The organism is Acetobacter sp. P1H12_c, assembly GCF_018811975.1.
GTDB lineage: Bacteria > Pseudomonadota > Alphaproteobacteria > Acetobacterales > Acetobacteraceae > Acetobacter > Acetobacter persici.
On sequence record NZ_JACRVR010000034.1, the window covers coordinates 14,687 to 32,960 of the forward strand.

At 59.9% G+C, this 18,274-nt stretch carries 14 protein-coding genes; 7 read left to right on the plus strand and 7 right to left on the minus strand.

What is annotated here, in order from left to right; all coding sequences use genetic code 11:
- Positions 1-86: 86 nt before the first annotated feature.
- Both KP699_RS13440 and tkt read right to left on the minus strand, forming a co-directional pair.
- Positions 87-2,939, minus strand: coding sequence for a bifunctional transaldolase/phosoglucose isomerase (locus KP699_RS13440; RefSeq protein WP_215762977.1), 2,853 nt, complete (start codon positions 2,937-2,939; stop codon positions 87-89).
- A gap of 84 nt (positions 2,940-3,023) precedes the next feature.
- Positions 3,024-5,126 (minus strand): transketolase, encoded by a 2,103-nt coding sequence (gene tkt / locus KP699_RS13445; protein WP_212354856.1) that lies wholly within the window; start codon positions 5,124-5,126, stop codon positions 3,024-3,026.
- A gap of 599 nt (positions 5,127-5,725) precedes the next feature.
- On the opposite strand from tkt, the gene KP699_RS13450 reads away from it, so the two are divergent.
- The 5 genes from KP699_RS13450 to KP699_RS13470 all read left to right on the plus strand — a co-directional run bounded on the left by KP699_RS13450 (position 5,726) and on the right by KP699_RS13470 (position 10,765).
- Positions 5,726-6,331: an ankyrin repeat domain-containing protein gene (locus tag KP699_RS13450; protein ID WP_215762978.1), complete on the plus strand. Its 606-nt coding sequence runs from the start codon at positions 5,726-5,728 to the stop codon at positions 6,329-6,331.
- Between the two features lie 99 nt (positions 6,332-6,430).
- Entirely contained in the window at positions 6,431-7,498 is a 1,068-nt protein-coding gene (gene hisC, locus KP699_RS13455; protein WP_215762979.1) for a histidinol-phosphate transaminase, read from the plus strand.
- A gap of 178 nt (positions 7,499-7,676) precedes the next feature.
- Positions 7,677-7,949, plus strand: a complete 273-nt coding sequence (locus KP699_RS13460; RefSeq protein WP_025825692.1) for a hypothetical protein — start codon at positions 7,677-7,679, stop codon at positions 7,947-7,949.
- Positions 7,950-8,095: 146 nt separating this feature from the next.
- A complete protein-coding gene (locus KP699_RS13465) occupies positions 8,096-9,154 on the plus strand; it encodes a transporter (RefSeq protein ID WP_025825690.1) in 1,059 nt (352 codons plus the stop codon).
- A gap of 255 nt (positions 9,155-9,409) precedes the next feature.
- Positions 9,410-10,765 (plus strand): inorganic phosphate transporter, encoded by a 1,356-nt coding sequence (locus tag KP699_RS13470; RefSeq protein WP_215762980.1) that lies wholly within the window; start codon positions 9,410-9,412, stop codon positions 10,763-10,765.
- 128 nt (positions 10,766-10,893) lie between these two features.
- Here the strand turns inward: KP699_RS13470 and KP699_RS13475 are convergent, their stop codons facing one another.
- From KP699_RS13475 to KP699_RS13485, 3 genes are all read right to left on the minus strand, one after another.
- Positions 10,894-11,229, minus strand: a complete 336-nt coding sequence (locus KP699_RS13475; RefSeq protein WP_086654671.1) for a YnfA family protein — start codon at positions 11,227-11,229, stop codon at positions 10,894-10,896.
- 90 nt (positions 11,230-11,319) lie between these two features.
- Positions 11,320-12,168, minus strand: coding sequence for an ABC transporter ATP-binding protein (locus tag KP699_RS13480; RefSeq protein WP_215762981.1), 849 nt, complete (start codon positions 12,166-12,168; stop codon positions 11,320-11,322).
- A complete protein-coding gene (locus tag KP699_RS13485) occupies positions 12,165-13,016 on the minus strand; it encodes an ABC transporter permease (RefSeq protein WP_025825685.1) in 852 nt (283 codons plus the stop codon). The genes KP699_RS13480 and KP699_RS13485 overlap by 4 nt, the downstream gene beginning before the upstream one ends.
- A 228-nt stretch (positions 13,017-13,244) precedes the next feature.
- On the opposite strand from KP699_RS13485, the gene KP699_RS13490 reads away from it, so the two are divergent.
- Complete coding sequence (locus KP699_RS13490; protein WP_212375087.1) at positions 13,245-14,690, plus strand: lytic transglycosylase domain-containing protein; 1,446 nt, start codon at positions 13,245-13,247, stop codon at positions 14,688-14,690.
- A 306-nt stretch (positions 14,691-14,996) separates the two neighbouring features.
- Positions 14,997-16,460 carry a hypothetical protein gene (locus KP699_RS16490; protein WP_252347069.1) on the plus strand — a complete coding sequence of 488 codons (1,464 nt, stop codon included), beginning with the start codon at positions 14,997-14,999 and terminating at the stop codon, positions 16,458-16,460.
- 63 nt (positions 16,461-16,523) lie between these two features.
- Here the strand turns inward: KP699_RS16490 and KP699_RS13500 are convergent, their stop codons facing one another.
- Together KP699_RS13500 and pgeF are read right to left on the minus strand one after the other, a co-directional pair.
- Positions 16,524-17,495 carry a hypothetical protein gene (locus tag KP699_RS13500; RefSeq protein WP_215762982.1) on the minus strand — a complete coding sequence of 324 codons (972 nt, stop codon included), beginning with the start codon at positions 17,493-17,495 and terminating at the stop codon, positions 16,524-16,526.
- Positions 17,492-18,274: peptidoglycan editing factor PgeF (gene pgeF, locus KP699_RS13505; RefSeq protein WP_374196945.1), on the minus strand; the 783-nt coding region annotated here is incomplete at its 5' end. The genes pgeF and KP699_RS13500, both read right to left, overlap by 4 nt.

Genomic DNA, 18,274 nt, shown 5'->3' on the forward strand with positions numbered 1-18,274 from the left:
TTTTCCTTAATTGTTTCTCGGACGCTGTTTCAAAAAAGGCGACTTTTGAAACAGCGTCTTATCATGTCTGACGTGCAGGTTCTCTTTTACAGAGCGCCGTGCAGGGCGGTCGCCAGAGCAGCCAGCCCGTCTTTCAGAGAGCCGTGGATATGTACCCGCAGCGCCCGGCGGCCGCGTTCGGCCAGCACGTCAAAATCCCCACGCGCCTGAGCGGCTTTCACCACGCCAAAGCTGTAATTGGCGCCCGGTACCGGCAGATCCTTCGCGTCATCAGCCGTAATTTGCAGGAAAACGCCCGTGTCCGGCCCGCCTTTGTAGGCCTGCCCGGTGGAGTGCAGGAAGCGCGGGCCAAATTCCGCAGCCGTCGCAATGGTTTTGGCATCACGGATTTTCAGCCGTGTGTGCTGAATCCATTCCATCGTGCCCCGGTCCCGCTCGATATAGGCCAGCAGACCAACATAATCGCCCGCTTTGACGCGGTCGAAATGGGCTTTCAGGATGGCTTCCGCGCTATCGCCTTTCAGGGCTTTGGCGTTGACCGGGTCCGCAAAGAAGGAGAAGGAGCCGTGCTGCGCAAAAGGCTGCTCTGCGGGCAGTTTGCCGGTCTGGTTATAGGCATCCGTCAGTTTGCGGGTTTCCACCTTGCTGGCTTCCACATCCGGCTGATCAAACGGGTCGATCCCCAGAAAAGCCCCGGCCACAGCGGTTGCAATCTCCCAGCGGAAGAATTCCTGCGCAATCTGGCGCTTGCTGTGCAGATTGATGGTGATAACCGGCTGCCCGGCATCAATCAGCGTGGCAATGGCTTCATCCTGCTCATGGCGGTGTTCAGGCACCAGACGCAGATAAACAAACAGGCGGTCGGTGCCGTAGCGTTTCGGGCCGCCGAGCGTTTCATCATCAATGGGGATGATGCCTTTGCCGTGCTTGCCGGTGGATTCCGCAATCAACTGCTCCATCCATGCGCCAAAATCGGCAATCTGCGGCGTTGCAAGAATGGTCAGTTTATCCCGCCCGAACTGCGTTGCGGCCACACCCATGATGGTGCCCAGCAGCACGCCGGGGTTGTGGGCAGGCGGCACGCTGGCGTCGCTCATGCGCACGCCGCGCAGGGCGTCTTCCAGAAACAGCTTCAGCGGCAGGCCAGCAGCGGCAGCGGGCACCATGCCGAAGTTGGAGAGCACGGAATAGCGGCCCCCAATTTTCGGGTCGCCCGCAAAAATCTTCCAGAAGCCCTCTTTCTTCGCCTGAGCCTCCAGCTTGGAGCCGGGGTCCGTAATGGCGACAAAGTGGGAACCAGCCTTCTCACCCAGTGCGCGTTTGGCGAGGTCATGGAAGTAGGCGAGCATGATGTTCGGCTCAAGCGTGCCGCCGGATTTGGAGGCGACGATGAACAGCGTATTGGCCGGGTCAATTTTCTTTTCAAAAGAGGCAACCTGCTGCGGGTCCGTGCTGTCCAGCACATACAGGTGGCCAAAGCCTTCATGCTTGCCAAAGGTCATGGCCAGCACTTCCGGCCCGAGGCTGGAGCCCCCCATGCCCATCAGCAGAACCTGATGGAAGTTGCGGGCTTTTACTTCAGTCTGAAAGCTTTCCAGCTCAGACAGATGGGCCAGACGGTCCTCAACAATAGTCAGCCAGTTCAGCCAGTCAGCTTCCGGGCCGCTGGTCCAGACGGAGGCATCCTTGGCCCACAGCTTGCGGATGGTGCCGTCCTTGCGCCATGCGTCCAGCCCTTTCTGCACAGCCTCTTCCAGCGGGGCGGGCAGGCTGGTTTTCATGTCCGTCAGCTTGTCCGCCAGCATGGCCTGCTGTTTGGCCGCGACGGAGCCAAGGAGACTGTCAAACGCTTCCTCAAAAGAGGTCACGCCTTCATCCACCAGTGTAGCGGTCACACCGTCCAGATCCAGCTTCAGCCGTTCGGCTTCGGCCAGTACATGGCGGGCGTCTTCAAGCCCGGCGGTCAGAGTTTCGGAAACAGTCCCGTGGTCACGGAAGGCATCCATGGTGGCGGGCGGCACGGTGTTGACGGTGTGCGGGCCGATCAGGCTGTCCACATACAGAACATCGCTATAGGCTTTGTCCTTGGTGCCGGTGGAGGCCCACAGCAGGCGCTGCGGCTGGGCTCCGGCGGCTTCAAGCGCCTTCCAGCGCGGGGTCTGCACCATTTCCTGCCAATAGGCATAGGCCACTTTGGCATTGGCAATAGCGACCTTGCCGCGCAGGGCTTTCAGAGCCTCGGCGTCCTTGTCACCCGCTTTCACGCGGTGATCAATTGCGGCATCAATCTTGCCGTCAATCCGGCTGACAAAGAAGGACGCCACGGAGGCAACCTTGGACAGATCCCCGCCTTTTTTATGCAGGTCTTCAAGCCCGGCCAGCCAGGCCTCAACCACCGCCTTGTAAGCAGAGAGCGCAAAAATCAGCGTGACGTTGACGTTGATGCCTGCGGCAATGGTCTGGCGGATGGCAGGAATACTTTCCGGGGTGGCCGGAATTTTGATCATCAGGTTGGGTTCAGCCACATCCGCCCACAGGCGGGCGGCTTCATGCGCTGTGCCTTTTTCATCCCGCGCCAGATAGGGGGAGACTTCAAGGCTGACAAACCCGTCTTTCTTATGGGTGGCCTCATAGACCGGGGCCAGAACATGGGCTGCGGTTTTGATGTCCCGCACCGCAAGCTTTTCATACAGTGTGCCGGGAGAGACAATTTCATGCGCCAGAACCTCACGGATCTGGGCGTCATATTCCGTGCCTTCGCCCATCGCTTTCTGGAAAATGGCGGGGTTAGACGTGACGCCGCGTACATCATCATCCTGCACAAGGCGGGCCAGAGAGCCGTCTTCAACAAAGGAGCGGCGAATGAAGTCAAACCACGGGGATTGCTGCACAGCGGCAAGATCCCGCAGCGGATTGGCACCTTTAGAAGAAGCGGTCATGCTTGGCGTCCTTTTTGCACGCCGCCCGGCCTTTTTAGCTCAGCCGGGCAGCATAAAACATCTGATCTGTGTTGAAGGCGCGCCTTAGCGCGCCTGACGGCGCGCTGCTTCCAGCACGGCGTCCGGAGTAAAGCCGAATTTCTTCGCCAGTTGCCCGGCCGGAGCAGATGCCCCGAAGCCACGCATGGCAATAATCTCACCCGTCGGACCGGCATAGCGATCCCAGCCGATGGGGGAGGCTGCTTCAATGGTCACGCGGCCTGTAATGGAGGGCGGTAGCACCGTATCGCGGTAAGATTGTGGCTGCGCTTCAAACACTTCCCAACTCGGCAGGGACACCACGCGGGCGGGGATGCCGTCTTTGCTCAGGGCCTCATAGGCGGACACCGCCAGACCCAGTTCACTGCCGGAGGCAATCAGGATCACCTTCGGGGTTTCCGTGCTGTCGGCCAGAATATAGCCCCCCTTTGCCACGCCGGAGGCGGGGGCAAAGCGGCTGCGGTCCAGCGTCGGCAGGTCCTGACGGCTGAGCGCCAGCGCCACCGGGCCATCCTGTTTGGCAATCAGGTAGCGCCAGACTTCGGCCACTTCATTCGCATCACCGGGGCGGAAGGTCGTCATGCCCGGTGTGGCGCGGAGCTGCACAAGCTGCTCGATCGGCTGATGCGTCGGCCCGTCTTCCCCCACGCCGATGGAATCATGCGTGAAGATGTAGGTGACCGGCAGGTTCATCAGGGCAGAAAGCCGGATGGGGGCCTTCATGTAATCCGAGAAGATCAGGAACCCCGCACAGTAGGGGCGCAGACCATACAGCGCCATGCCGTTGACAATGGCGCCCATGGCATGTTCGCGCACGCCAAAATGGAAGTTCCGGCCTGCGTAGGAGCCACCCCATGCGGCGGGCTGGAAGCTTTGCTCGCCCTTCAGCAGGGTCTTGGTGGAGGGAGCAAGGTCAGCCGAGCCACCCAGCAGCCAGGGCAGGCGGCCTGCCACAGCATTCAGTACTTCACCAGAGCTGGCGCGGGAGGCGGTGCCTTTTGCGCTGGCATCATAAACCGGGATCTGCGCATCCCAGCCTTCCGGCAGGGTGCCGTTCAGAATGGCGTCCAGTTCAGCAGCCAGTTCCGGGTGCGCGGTGCGGTAGTCAGCCAGCAGGGCTTCCCACGCGGCGCGGGCTTTGGCGCCGCGTGCGCCCAGACCGTCCTGCATGTGGGCCTGCACCCCATCCGGCACATAGAAGCTGCGGTCTTCTGGCCAGCCATAGGCTTTCTTGGTTTCACGGATTTCTTCCGCACCCAGCGGCTCACCGTGGGCGGAGGCGGTGCCCGCCTTGTGCGGTGCGCCCCATGCAATCACGGAATGGACCAGAATAAAGGTGGGGCGTTCGGTCTCGGCTTTGGCCTGCGCCAGCAGGTCTTTCAGGGTCGCGGTATCGTTCGCGTCCTTCAGTTCCAGCACCTGCCAGCCATAGGCGGCAAAGCGGGCCGCGACGTCTTCCGTCAGCGCGATATCGGTCGAGCCTTCAATGGAAATGCGGTTGGCATCATACATCCATACCAGATTGCCCAGCTTGAGGTGCCCTGCGGTGGAGGCGGCCTCGCTGGAGATACCTTCCATCATGTCACCATCGCCGCACAGCGTGTACACATGGTGGTTGAACAGCTCAAAGCCCGGCTTGTTGAAGCGCGCGGCCAGCCATTTTTCCGCCATGGCCATGCCGACAGAGTTGCCACAGCCCTGCCCGAGCGGGCCGGTGGTCGTCTCAACGCCGGTCGTGTGGCCGTATTCCGGGTGGCCTGGGGTTTTGGAATCAAGCTGACGGAACTGTTCAAGGTCGGCAATGGTCAGGGAGGGTTCATTGGTGACCTTCCCGTTCTTCACCTGCCGCACGCCTGCCAGATAGATCAGGGAATAGATCAGCATGGAGGCATGGCCGATGGACAGAACAAAGCGGTCCCGGTTGGGCCAGAGCGGGTCTGCCGGGTCGTAATTCAGAACGTCCTGCCACAGGGTATACGCCACAGGCGCCAGCGCCATGGCAGTGCCGGGGTGGCCGGAATTGGCTTTCTGAACGCCATCCATGGAGAGCGTGCGGATGGTGTTGATGCACAGGTTATCGAGGTTGGCCGTCCCCCCGGCTTCCTGACCGGCCGGTGCGCGAAGAGGGGTGGAAAAAGAGGCACGCATGCTAACCTATCCTTCAGAATGGACGTTTTTTGTTCTGGCCCGGTAAGACCCCGCCACCGGAAGAGCCCGGCGGGACGTCAGGGGTATGCACATTCACACGGTCCGGCGTTATTGGGCAAGAGAGCAGGTGTGAGACTTTTCTGCTTCTTTTAAGACGCAGGACCGCCCTCTGCTTTCCCAACGCAGCAGGGCAGGCGGGGGCTGCCTGCGGGGGCGGGTAATCTCATTTTTAAGATTATTCCCGCTGGCAAAATAGACCCTGCGGGATAGGCTGAAACCGGCTGGAGCAGCCTTTGCGCCCCGTTTCAGGGCGGCAAAGTCTGACGGTCCCGCGGTTGTAACAAGTGGCATCACTTGCGCGTGAGGTGTGGCGGAAAGGGCTGTGCAACACCACTTGGGGGGTAGCGCATAACACGGGCCGGGCCTGCTTCCGGCAGAGCAGCCCCGCCATGGTCAGGAAACGCTGCACAGGCCGGGACGTTTACGATATAGAGATGGTTTACAGTCTAGAAATCAGCAGTCGCGGCACGCTCCGGTCCGTCAGGCCTCGGGGCAGGTGCTGCGTCTGAGTTCTGTAAGAATTTTTCCGGAGGTCGGGTATGACACAGCTTTCTTCTCAGGACCCGCAGTCTCAGGGCACGCAGGCCCTTGGTGCACAGGCTCCGGGCGGGCAGCCCGCAGGTGCACCGGGCACGGGAGCCGCCTTTGGGGACTTCACGCAGGAGCAGGTGGAAGCCTTGTTCATTAATGCCGCGCGGGAAGGCGAGGCCGATCTGCTCTCCAGCTTTCTGGATGCGGGGATGGACCCCAATCTGCGGGCGGAAAAAGGCTACACGCCGCTGATTCTGGCCTCCTATAATGGCCATGTGGAGGCTGTCAGCACGTTGCTGGCGCGCGGTGCCAAGCCTGACCTGCAGGATGAAAAAGGGGCAACCGCGCTGGCGGGGGTGGCCTTCAAAGGCTCTCTGCCACTGGCTCGCCTGCTGCTGGATGCCGGGGCGCAGGTGGATGTGCCCAACGCAGTGGGCCGCACCCCGTTGATGTTTGCCGTCATGTTCGGGCGGGATGATATGGCAAAGCTGCTGCTCGGCGCCGGCGCCAGCCCGACCCACCGGGATGGCGAAGGGCTGAACGCGCTGGATCTGGCCCAGCGGCAGGGCAACGCGGCACTGGTCGCTCTGATAAAAGCGCAGCAGGCCGGGTAGGGCTGACGCCGCACGGGCTTTTCAGGCTCAGACGCATCAGTTAGGGGTTAAGGCAGTTCCGTCCGGGGCTGCCTTTTCTTTTTGCGGATGTTTTCAGCCATGAGCCGTTTCTGGAGTCCTCTTGTTCATCGCCTGACGCCTTATGTGCCGGGTGAGCAGCCTAAAATGGCGGACCTGATCAAGCTGAACACCAATGAATCCCCTTACGGGCCATCCCCCCGCGCGCTGGAGGCCATGAAGGCGGCGGCGGATGATAGCATGCGCCTGTACCCGGACCCGGAAGCCACCCGCCTGCGCACCGTGCTGGCTGAGCGTGTGGGGCTGAAGGCGGAAAACGTGTTCGTCGGCAACGGCTCGGATGAAGTGCTGGCTCATGCCTTTCAGGCCTTTTTTGCGCATGGTGAGCCGATCCTGTTCGCGGACGTCACCTACAGTTTTTATAAGGTCTATTGCGGCCTGTATGATCTGCCCTATCGCCTTGTGCCGCTTCACGAAGACATGGGCATTGAGGTTGCTGATTACGCGGGCCCATGCAGCGGTGTGGTGCTGGCTAACCCCAACGCCCCGACGGGCATCGGGCTGGATCTCAGCCACGTCCGCCGCCTGCTGGACATGCACCCGGACCGGGTTGTGCTGGTGGATGAAGCCTATGTGGATTTCGGCGCGGAAAGTGCTGTGGCACTGGTGAAGGACTATCCGAATCTTCTGGTGGTACAGACCTTCTCCAAATCCCGTGCGCTGGCCGGGGCGCGGGTGGGGTTTGCGTTTGCGCAGCCTGAACTGATTGAAGGGCTGACCCGCGTGAAGGACAGCTTCAATTCCTACCCGCTGGACCGCATCGCGCAGGCCGGGGCCACCGCGGCCGTGGAGGATGAAAGCTGGTTTCTGGACAGTGTACAAAAGGTGATCACCACCCGTAAAACGCTGTCTGCAAAGCTGGCCGCTCTGGGCTTCAAGGTCTTGCCTTCACAGGCAAATTTTGTCTATGTTCACCATGCTGACCGCGATGCTGCGGAACTGGCGGCAGACCTGCGGGAACGCGCCATTATCGTCCGGCATCTGCGCGGTGTGCGCACATCCTCGTGGCTGCGGATCACGGTTGGAACGGACCAGCAGTGCGAGATGCTTCTCTCAGCCCTGCGGGACATCCTCCTCCGCAACCGCTGAAGACGGCGTCCCGGCAGGCTTTGAGCCTGCCAGACGGGTTTTTGTGCGTACTTTACATAAAAAATAGTGTTTTTCCCGCTTGTCCGGCCCCTTTTGCCGGAGGAGCGGGCGTGTGTCTGTGTGCTCTGGCAGCCTGTGGCTGCTGAAGGGCAGTTAGAATATTCAAGGGAGAAAACCCATGCGTGCCTTTCATGGTCAGATGTCAGACAACCAGCCCATCCGCCGCAGCCTGCCGGAAAAGCAGAAACAGCTGCGGGACCTGAAGGAAACGCTGGCTGCCATGAAATCTCACACCTCTCCGGCCCTGCGGGAGAGCGTGCGCAAGCGGATTGCGCAGCTTGAGGCGGAAATTACCGCCGCACCGCTGCTCAAACCTACCCGTAAACCCGCCGCAAACCCTCGTGCCGGTGGGGATGCCCGTCGTCCGGCCCGGCCTGTGCGCCCGCGCTAAGCGGCCTTGCAGACTGAACGGAGCCTTGGTCCTGTAAGTCTGCTGTGATATGAAGCGGACCAAGTTTGCGGCGACCGGCCGTGGACAGGTGCGCTTCCTTACGGGACAGGCAACGATCGCCCTTTCGGGACACAGGGAGTTCAGTGATGGCCGGAACAGCCTCCTCCACTTTGCCTGAGCCAATCTCGGAAGGCGGTACGCTGCTGCGTGATGGCCTGATCTGGGCCATTTTCTGCCGCCCCGGGCATGAGCCGGTGGAGCTTGAGCGTGAGGTTGTCACCCAGCGCCTGCTCACCGGGGCGTTTCCGCCGGAACTGGCGGAAACGGACGGGTGGGCATGGTTCCACTTTGATATTGTCCACACCCTCTCCCGCACCCAGATTGAAAGTATTCCTTCCCTGCCGGAAGAAGTGCGGCAGGTGCTGACCAACCTTGAGCGCAGCATCCGTCTGGACAGCGAGGACGAGACGGTTTTTGGCGCGCTTCCCGCCTTTGATGACACCACAACGGATGATGACCGTAATGTCAGCACATGGCGGTTCGCCCTCCAGCCGGATTTGCTGGTCACAACCCGCCGCCACCCGATTCCCGCTCTTGGCGTGGTGTTTCATGAACTCCGGCGCGGGCTTGTGCCGCGCTCCCCCGCCAATCTGGTGGACCGCGCGCTGCTGGAGTTTGCCGATACGCTGCGGCGGGACTTCGCCCGGCTGGACGACCAGCTCGACCGTGCGGAAGATGTCCTGCTGATGCTGGACCGCGATACCGACCTTGGCCGCATGAGCGGTCTGCTCGGCCTTGTGCGCCGCCGGTCTACGGAACTGCGGCGCGTGCTGGCCCCGGTAGACCGTATTTTCCGGGATGAAGAGCTGGAACTGCCGGAATGGGCGGAAGATGACCTGCGAGACCGCTCCCAGCGGCAGGTTCACGCCGCACTGGATGACCTTCTGGCCTTGCAGGACCGCGCGCGCTCTTTGCAGGACGAGCTGACGTCCAATCAGGCGGAAGAAACCAACCACCGGCTGTATATCGTCTCCGTCGGCACGACGTTGATGCTGCCCGCCACGTTTGTCACCGGCTTTTTCGGCATGAACACCGGGGGCATGTTCCTCACGGACGGATCATGGGGCACGGTGGAAGCAGGTGGCCTGTGCTTTGCCATCATGCTGGGCACATGGGTGCTGCTGAAGTTTACGCGCCTGCTTTAAAAGCCTGCATACTCGCCTGCTTCTGAGTCTGTGATGGATGCAGCCTGACCTTCTGGGCGGAAGACTGCAAAACAAAGGTAAAGATCCTGAATCTATTTAATTTTCAGGGTCAGCCCGGCAGGTCCGCCACAGGGATGCGGAAAGAAAAACGCAAGATGAAGACAGTTAAGGTTTTGTGAAATTCTTTGTTAGGCCGGTGAAAAAAATAAAAAACTGGTCTTAATGCGACTCAGTGCAACACAGGTACTGGTTCCCATGCTCCATTTTGCTCCGTATTCGGTGCTTTCCATTCTGGCGCTGACCACATGCTTTCTGCTGGTCTGCGTTTTTGAATTTGTTAACGGTTTTCATGATACGGCCAACGCCGTAGCAACGGTTATTTACACCCATTCCCTCAAGCCGCGCGTGGCTGTGATCTGGTCTGGCCTGATGAACTTCATCGGCGTGCTGGCCGGGGGTATCAGCGTGGCATACGGGCTGGTGGAACTGCTGCCAGCCGATGTGCTGTCTCCCCCCAACGGAGACCCTGCCGTCCCGATGCTGATCGCACTGTTCGGCACGGCGCTGGCATGGAACCTGTTTACCTGGTGGTTCGGTATCCCCAACTCCAGTTCCCATTGCGTTATCGGTGCGCTGATTGGCGTGGCGATCGGGGATGCGTTCCTGCATACGCGCGGGCTGGGCAACAGTGTTGACTGGTCCCAGATCTGGAAGGTGCTGCGCGCACTGGCCATCTCCCCCATTCTGGGGCTGATCGGGGCCGGTGGCCTATATTTTATCCTGAAGCATCTGGTGAAGGACCCGGAACTGTATCAGCCGCCGCAGGGTGAAAAACCCCCGCATGGCTGGGTGCGCGGTCTGCTGATCCTCACCTGCACAGGCGTCAGCTTCTCGCACGGCAGCAACGATGGTCAGAAAAGTATCGGCCTGATCATGCTGACCATTATCGGCATCCTGCCGGCTACGTTTGCTCTCAGCCCGAATGCTGGTTCCCATATTCCGCAGATTGCCCCGCAGGAGGTTATCGCTGCCCCCCTGCTGCAAAAATATGACCATGACGGCCTGCGGGATGAAGCTCTAGCTTCTGTCGAGCGCCTTCAGGCGACGGACCCCACCAAGGTTGTGGCCTCTCAGCTGCGCGCCGATATCTATGAAGTTCTGGCAGGCCTGAAGTCTGTTGCGTCCAATGCGGAGGCTTCCGCTGCCGAGAAGAAAAGCGCTAAAGACATCAGTGGTGCCCTGCGCCCGACTGTGGAATATGCCCCCTGGTGGGTGCGGCTGCTGAGCGCTCTGTGCCTCGGCCTTGGCACCATGATCGGCTATAAGCGCATTGTGCATACGCTGGGTGAGAAGATTGGGAACACGCACCTCACCCCCGCACAGGGTGCCTCGGCCGAACTGGTCGGCGCGGGCCTGATTGCCACAGCGGGTTATACCGGCCTACCGGTCTCTACCACCCACATCATCACGGCCGGTATTGCCGGGACCATGCTGGGCTCTGGCAGCGGGATCAACCCGAAGATGCTGACCAAAATTGCTCTGGCATGGATCTTCACGCTGCCCATTACCATCACTATCGCAGCGACGCTGTTTTATGTCATTAGCATGTAAACGGTGTGCGTCCTGCCCGGGTTTCTATGCGCGGGCAGGGGGGCGGAATACAGAAAGCTCAGGCTTTTTGATCACAGGGCGGGACAGGCAGCACTCTGCCGGTCCCGCCTTTTTTATTGTCTGTCTGCTCAGGCGCCTCGCGGGGCCAGCAGAATGAGGGACGCCCCCGCCAGACACACCAGCGCCCCCAGAATTTCCCATTTATCCGGCGTGCGGCCTTCCACCACCCGCATCCAGACCAGCGATGCGGTGATATAAACGCCGCCATAAGCCGCATAGGCCCGGCCTGCGGAATCAGACTCAATACGTGTGAGCAAAAACGCGAACAAAATCAGGCTGACAAGGCCGGGGAGGAGCAGCCATGCGGAGCGGCCTTCCTTCAGCCAGAGCCAGACCGCAAAGCATCCGGCAATTTCTGCAAAACCGGCCGCCAGATAAATCAGAAAAGGTTTCAGTAAAAGCACGGCCTGCCTCACGCTGTGGCTGCAAGAGCCGTCAGCTTTACAGGGTGCCTGCGGTGGCAGCAATCATCCGGCCTTTACCGGCCCCGGCGTTCAGGCCTGAGCGTCCGGTACCTGCATGTCCACCCGGTAGGCGGCCAGCACATCGTCAGTTGCACCATCCATACGGATCTGCCCGCCTTCCAGCCAGATCAGCCGGGTGCACCATTCTTCCAGCACGTCCAGCGCGTGGGAGGTGATCACCAGAATATCCGTATTGTTCACCACGGAAGACAGGCGTTTTTCCGCCCGCTCCCGGAAGTGGAAGTCCCCGGCCATAAACCATTCATCCATCAGCAGGATCTGCGGGGTAATGGCCGTGGCCAGACCAAAGCCCAGCCGCACAATCATGCCGGAAGAATAGAGCCGCACCGGGAGGTCTAAAAACGTATCAAGCTGGGCAAAGTCTTCCACATCTCGCTCAAGCTGATGGATCTGTGCGGTGCTCAGCCCTTTGTGGCGGCCCATCAGGGTAATGTTTTCACGCCCCGTCAATTCCGGGTTCATGCCGGAATTAACGTCCAGCAAGGCCGCAACCTGCCCGCGAATATGCACATTAGGGGCATCCGGCATGTAGATGCCCGCCATGACCCGCAGCAGGGTGGATTTGCCAGCACCATTATGGCCAATCAGCCCGACACGTTCTCCGGCCCGGATTTCGACAGACACATTCTCCAGCGCCTGCACATAAACCGGCCCGCCATCCGCACGGTTCATGCGGACTTCCCCGCCCGTGCGCAGGCTGCGGGAACTGGCAAGAGCCGCTTTGCCACGCTTGAACAGCATCTTTTTCAGGGACCGTGCGCCACCATGAAAAATCGGGAATTCCAGAGAGAGATCCCGGATGCTGATGGAGGAGGTGCCGGGGGCGACGCGCCCGGCGTCAAAAACAGAACCGCTCATACCCAGAACGCCAGTTTGCTGCGGGAGCGGGAAAAGACAAACAGGGCCAGCAGGCAGAAAAACACGCTGATCCCCCCGGCAATCAGCCAGGACGTCGCGGTGGGGATCTGCCCCAGAAAGGGCCTGCGCACAATTTCCAGCAGGGAATAGAAGGGGTTGAAATACAGCCACCAGGCATGGGCACCCACCTGCTTGGGCTCCCAGATAATGGGGGTGATGTAGAAGATAATCTGCATCACGCTGCCAACAATGGGTGGAATATCGCGGAAGCGCGCACATGCGCAGCCCAGCAGCAGGCAGAGGGCTACGCTGTCTACCAGCCAGACCAGCAGGGCAGGCAGCGCCAGCACGACGTCCGCCCCCGGCGAGATACCAAAAATCAGAAAAACCGCGACCGGCACAACCAGATTATAGCTGAACACAATCCCGCAGCGCATCATGGTCCGCAGGGCCTGCACGGTATAGGGCATGTTGACGGAACGCAGCGTTTCCGTGGCGCGGGTAAAGGTGGAACAGCTTTCCAGAATTAAGGCGGAAAGACCTGTCTGCCATAGAATTATCGAAATTGAGAGGTACGGGAGGTAGTCTCTCAGAACAAGATGAAACAGCTGGGAATAGATCAACCCCATGGAGCCGATCATGACCGCCGTTGTCAGTGTCAGCCAGAACGGCCCCAGTGTGGACCCGCTGAATTGCAGCCTGATATCCAGCCAGCCCAGCGTTGCGGCCAGACGCCACAGCCGGAAGCCATCCGCAATGTCCTTGCAGGCCATCACAATGCGCGAGCGCGTGCGTGGTGCTGAGTCCAGCAGGCGGGTGTGTTCAGAAGAACCGGAACTGACCATCATGCTTTCTCGCCTATCCGATCACGCCGCCGCCCGCAACTCCCGCCCGCTTCGGCACAGCCCCGGCCCGCGCGGGCAGGCCCGCCGGGCGTGTGGCGGGAGCAGGGATGATGTGTTGCATGAGAGAGGCTGGCGTTATAGAGACTTAGAGAAGATTCTTTCCATATACTCTCAGGAGAATCCCCGGCTGGCCCGTGGTGCCTCCTCACGTGGGCAGGGCGGATATACCCGATGACATCCAGACGACCCCCCTTGCGGTTTTATCAGTCCCTTGCTCCCCGGTGGCGTAAGGCCCTGCGTCGTGCGGCAAAAACGTCTCCGGCCCTTGGCCTGCTCGGGCTGCTGGCAGCCTGTGCGGGGCAACCCGGCACCGATGGTTCTCCGTCCATTCCTGTTGCGGAAGAAGCCGCGCAGTACCGTGCTCACGCCCGTTCCTACTATGCTCCGCCCGGCCCGCCGGAAGATCCGTGGGGACCGTATATTCAGGAAGCATCCAAACGGTTTGACGTGCCGGAGGAGTGGGTCCGTGCTGTCATGCAGCAGGAATCTGGTGGGCGGCTGTTCCATAACGGCCAGTTTGTCACCTCCGCGCCGGGGGCCATGGGGCTGATGCAGCTTATGCCCCCCACATATGACTCTCTGCGCTATGCCTATAATCTGGGGGATGATGCGTTTGACCCGCATGATAACATCATGGCGGGCACGGCCTATATCCGGCAGATGTATGACGTTTATGGCTCACCCGGCTTTCTGGCGGCCTATAACGCTGGTCCGGGGCGGCTTGAGGATTTCCTGACGCGCAACCGCACCCTGCCGCGTGAAACCCGGAATTATGTGGCCTCCATCGGCCGCCGTATTGTTGGCATCTGGCCCGCTAACCGCTCTCAGGCGGATATGCTGGTGGCCAGCCATGACAGTATGGCCATGGCCTACCAGCCGGTGCAGTCCAATACGGAAACCAGTTCGGTCCGCACGGCCTGGCAGCGCAAGCAGTCCGGCCTGCCCGCGGATAGCCAGCCGGTGCAGGTGGCGCAGGCGGCGGAAAGCAACGGCACAGATACGCCGTCCTACGGGGCGGACTGGCATCCTGTGGCGCGTGCTTCTGCGTCTTCCACGCGGAGTGACGTCAGCTCTGTCTGGGCACAGCGTATGGCCAAAGCGGGTGCGGTCTCTGTCCCTGCGTCTGAAGCGCCGGTGCAGGTGGCGCAGGCGGTGGATGCGTCTGAACCGGTTGAAGATGCGGCGGATAAAACGCAGTCCGAGCCTGCCTCTCCCACGGTGTCTTCCCCCATTATCCCGACGCAGGCGCATGTGCTGCGTGTCGCCGCTGTAACCCCGGCCGCAACACCCAGCCGTGGCCGGTCTTTTCATCTGGTCTCCCCCGCAATGGCGGAACCAGCTCCGTTGCTGAGCAAAAAAGCCCGTGCCCAGGAGCCGCGCAACTGGGCCATTCAGGTTGGGGCGTTCAATACCGCGTCCATGGCGCAGCAGGCCACGGGGCAGGCCCGTAATCAGGCTACACTGTCCGGCGCCAAAGCGCAGGTTGCGGCTGTGCAGGTCAAAAAAGGCCGCCTCTATCGCGCCCGCCTGACCAACCTGTCCCACACAGATGCTGTCGCCGCCTGCCGCCGCCTGAGCGGGTGCGTGATTGTCTCCCCGGATTCTTCCCGCTCCTGACGTTAGAGCGAAGTTCTTTTCCGTAGACGGTAAAAAAGACCAGTCCTGATCCTTTTGGGTTTCAGGGCTGGTCTTTTTTTGTGGGTTAAAAAATGACTGTGCCACTTTTCAAAAGTGGGCGTTTTTTCTTCAAAAAAGAAAGCTTTTCACGGTGGGAGCCTGTATGGGGATGCCTCAAAGGCCGTGTTAGTCGAAAAGGGTTGAGTGGAGATCATGGGTGATAAAGGGCGTCATGTCTGGGCCAGAGATTTACAGTCACTGATATCTGGAAGAAATCGCATCCTACTCTTTGCGCTTGTTTCTTTTTTGATATTTCTGGTGCAGGTATTTTACGGATTTGGATATCATGCCTTTGGGGATGAATCCGGACATGATATTGGCGGCTGGGCGATTGAAAACGGGGATATTCTCTACCGCGACTATATCGACGCTCATGGTCCTCTGGTCTTTTTCGCAACATGGCTGCTGGGAAAGGTTGTTGGGTACCACTACGCCTTTCTGTTTCGCCTGAATGCCCTCTTTATCACCCTGATTTCGGCAACCGGGCTGTATTTTGTGAGCAGCGCGGCCTCATGGCGGGAGCGTTTGCTTTCCCCAGCACTCTTTCTTGGTCTGTTAGGTCCGGTCTGGATCGTGCAGGCTCTGAATATGAACGGGTATTGGATTTTTGGCGGAAATCTGACGGTTCTCGCCTGCTCTTTGCTTGTTGTTCCTGCCCTTCTGGATAAACCGGTGCAAAAATGGGCTGCTGCTGCGGGCGGCGCGGCTCTGGTCCTTTTGCCCTTTGTGGCTTATTCTTTTCTTCCGGTTACGGCGCTTTTTACCTTATCTCTTCTTGCTGTATTATGTCGCCGGACAGCAAAGCTGAATAGAAAAGACGCTCTCTACAGCCTTCTGGGTGCAGCAGGCGCGCTGGGGATTTTTCTTTTGTGGATGCTGCTCTATGCAGATCTCAAAGGTTTTATCGTTTACCATTTTATTAACAATCAATTTTATTATGCGCATTATATTCCCTTCGGGTTTGTCGCTGTTTTCAAAAGCCTTCGGCCTTCGCTTCTCCCGGCTAATCTGGTCCAGACGCTAGCGGTCTGCTCCCTGCTGCTCGGAAGCCTGATTCTTCTCGTCAGGACCCGTTATAAAATCGCAGGGCTTATCGCTATAGCAGGTCTTTTGTCTCTGGATGCGCGGGGCGGCACAACATTTCAGAATGGTGCGTTTGTGGTCGCGGCATTAGGGTTTGTCGCCCAGATGGTGCCCTATTGGCTGAATGAATCCAGATACAAATTAAGTACAGTTTCCGCTCTTCTGGTCGTATGTTCTCTACTGGTCGGCCTGCATGCTGTTTCTACCCCCTTTGGGGAGGATTATGTACAACGCAAACAGGCAGGTTTTCATCCTTTTAAGAAAAGCGATAACCTGATTGACCAGAAAATCCGTGAATACGCGCATCCTGATGAACGTATTCTAGTTATTCCCTATAATCCAAACGTCTATATTGAGGCCGACCGGCTTCCCATCAAAAAATATCATGCCTATCTGCCGTGGGAGGCGGATTATGCAAAAAGTCCTGTCGCGGGGTATGAACGCGATATTTGTGTTGATCTTCCTAAAAACCCGCCGCCAGTAATTTATTTTGATAACTGGACCGTATGGGGGATCTGGAAGCCGGAAAACTTCATGGGCTGTGTCGTCCAGCTTTTGCAGACGCAGTATACGCTGCTGCCCGGTATTCCTGACGTTTATGTGCGGAAGGACCGCCTAAAGCAGTAATGTCTCTCTCATGAGCAGAAACGAGGCACGGTTGTGCCTCGTATGTTCAGATATGTGAGACTGTTAGCTTTTCTGTTTTTCTCCGGCGGCTTTCCCAGCCCCAGCCCCAGCCCCAGTTCCAGCTCCCGGGGGCGGCAATGGTGCGTTGTCACGCCCGGAATAGCGGTCGATAATCTGGCGGATTGCCCCGGCGGCTTCCTGTGCGGCCACCACGGCGACGTCACCCCAGTAGCCATCCAGTGAATGCGCCTCAATATCGTGCAACTGCGTGGCGGCTCCGGCTTCCTTCCCGCTCTTGTCCGTTACACGCCAGACAATTTCAATATGCTGCTGCGGGTGGCCCGTGGTGCCTGCCGGGCCGGGGCTCAGTCTGACCGTTGTCACGACGGTAAAATCCACGTTTTCCGTCGTGTTCTGGAGCGTGTAGGCCGTATTGCGGAAGGAGGCGGCAAAGGCCCGGCTGAGCGAGATATTGCCGTCACCCGGTGCTCCCGTCACACCTTTAAAGTAAACACGCGCAGCGCGATGCTTCAGGCTGTGCGGGTCTTTTTCCATATCATCCGCCTGAATACCTGTCAGCACGGAGGCTACTTTGGGGGCGGCATCCTGCGCAGCAAGGCTAAGGGTCGCGGGGTCCGCGGCTGTCCAGAGCGCGGCCTGAAGCGGCTCGCCTTCCTGCGTGGCGCGGACTTCATTTTTCGGGGTCATGACCATATAGACCGGCACAATCTGGTCCCCGCGCTGGTCAGCCCGCATTTTCAGCCACCAGTCTCCGGGGCGGACGGGTTGTGCCATGGCGGGAATGGTCTGTTGCAGCAGTTCGGCCGCTACATCCTTGCTCCATAGTCGGGCAGCGTCAGGCGAGAGCCGGCTATCGGTCGGGACAGGAATATCCAGCCGGGAGGGCGGGGCATTGGCGGCCAGTCGCGCGCCTTCCTTGCCGGGGTCAGAAAAAGGATGCGGCATGTCAATGCAGCCGCTCAGCAGGATCATGCCCGAGAGGGGAAGGGCCGTGTGGCGGAAAAAACCGCTCATCCGTTCTGCGCTCCTGTCGCAATGACTGAAATCTGGTGCCCGATTGGCCCACCACCGGCCAGCGTGCGCCGCCGGTGGCTGAAGAAGCGGGCCTCATCCGCCCGTGTGTCCACGCCAAGGGCCGCCACCTGCCCGATCCCGGCACGTTCCAGCCGGAACACACACCAGCCTGCCAGATCAAACTGATAATGGCCCGGCTTGCCGGGGGTAAAAAACCGGGCGGCCTGCGGGTCGGCCGAGGTAATGGCGGCGTGCATGTCTTCGCCTGTTTCGTAGCTTTCCTGCGCAATACAGGGGCCAACGACGGCGCGGATGTCTACCGGATTTTCGCCAAGAGCCTGCATGGCCTCCAGCGTGGCTTCCAGCACCCCGGCCAGCGCGCCGCGCCAGCCCGCATGGGCCGCGCCCACGGTCCTGCCGTCTTTTGAGGTAAACAGAACCGGGGCGCAGTCCGCCGTAATCACACCCAGCGCAACATCGGGCAGGCGTGTGACCATCGCATCCGCCTGCTCACCCTCTCCCGGGGCCCAGGGCGTTTCCACCGTGATCACGCGGGGGCAGTGGATCTGGGTCACACCCAGCAGCTTTTCCGGTGCAACACCCAGACAGGCAGCCACGCGGCGGCGGTTTTCCGCCAGACTGGCCGGATCATCCCCCGAGCGGGTTGAGCAGTTCAGGCTGGCATAGGGTCCGGTGGACACGCCGCCTTCCCGCGTAAAAAACCCGTGCCGGGCGGGGGCCAGAAGGGGGCTGGTCAGAGGGGACGGGCGCGTTGAAGC

Coding starts and splice junctions, on each gene's coding strand:
- KP699_RS13440 (WP_215762977.1), bottom strand. CDS start 2,939: ATGACCGCTTCTTCTAAAGGTGCCAATCCGCTGCGGGATCTTGCCGCT.
- tkt (WP_212354856.1), bottom strand. CDS start 5,126: ATGCGTGCCTCTTTTTCCACCCCTCTTCGCGCACCGGCCGGTCAGGAA.
- KP699_RS13450 (WP_215762978.1), top strand. CDS start 5,726: ATGACACAGCTTTCTTCTCAGGACCCGCAGTCTCAGGGCACGCAGGCC.
- hisC (WP_215762979.1), top strand. CDS start 6,431: ATGAGCCGTTTCTGGAGTCCTCTTGTTCATCGCCTGACGCCTTATGTG.
- KP699_RS13460 (WP_025825692.1), top strand. CDS start 7,677: ATGCGTGCCTTTCATGGTCAGATGTCAGACAACCAGCCCATCCGCCGC.
- KP699_RS13465 (WP_025825690.1), top strand. CDS start 8,096: ATGGCCGGAACAGCCTCCTCCACTTTGCCTGAGCCAATCTCGGAAGGC.
- KP699_RS13470 (WP_215762980.1), top strand. CDS start 9,410: ATGCTCCATTTTGCTCCGTATTCGGTGCTTTCCATTCTGGCGCTGACC.
- KP699_RS13480 (WP_215762981.1), bottom strand. CDS start 12,168: ATGAGCGGTTCTGTTTTTGACGCCGGGCGCGTCGCCCCCGGCACCTCC.
- KP699_RS13485 (WP_025825685.1), bottom strand. CDS start 13,016: ATGATGGTCAGTTCCGGTTCTTCTGAACACACCCGCCTGCTGGACTCA.
- KP699_RS13490 (WP_212375087.1), top strand. CDS start 13,245: ATGACATCCAGACGACCCCCCTTGCGGTTTTATCAGTCCCTTGCTCCC.
- KP699_RS13500 (WP_215762982.1), bottom strand. CDS start 17,495: ATGAGCGGTTTTTTCCGCCACACGGCCCTTCCCCTCTCGGGCATGATC.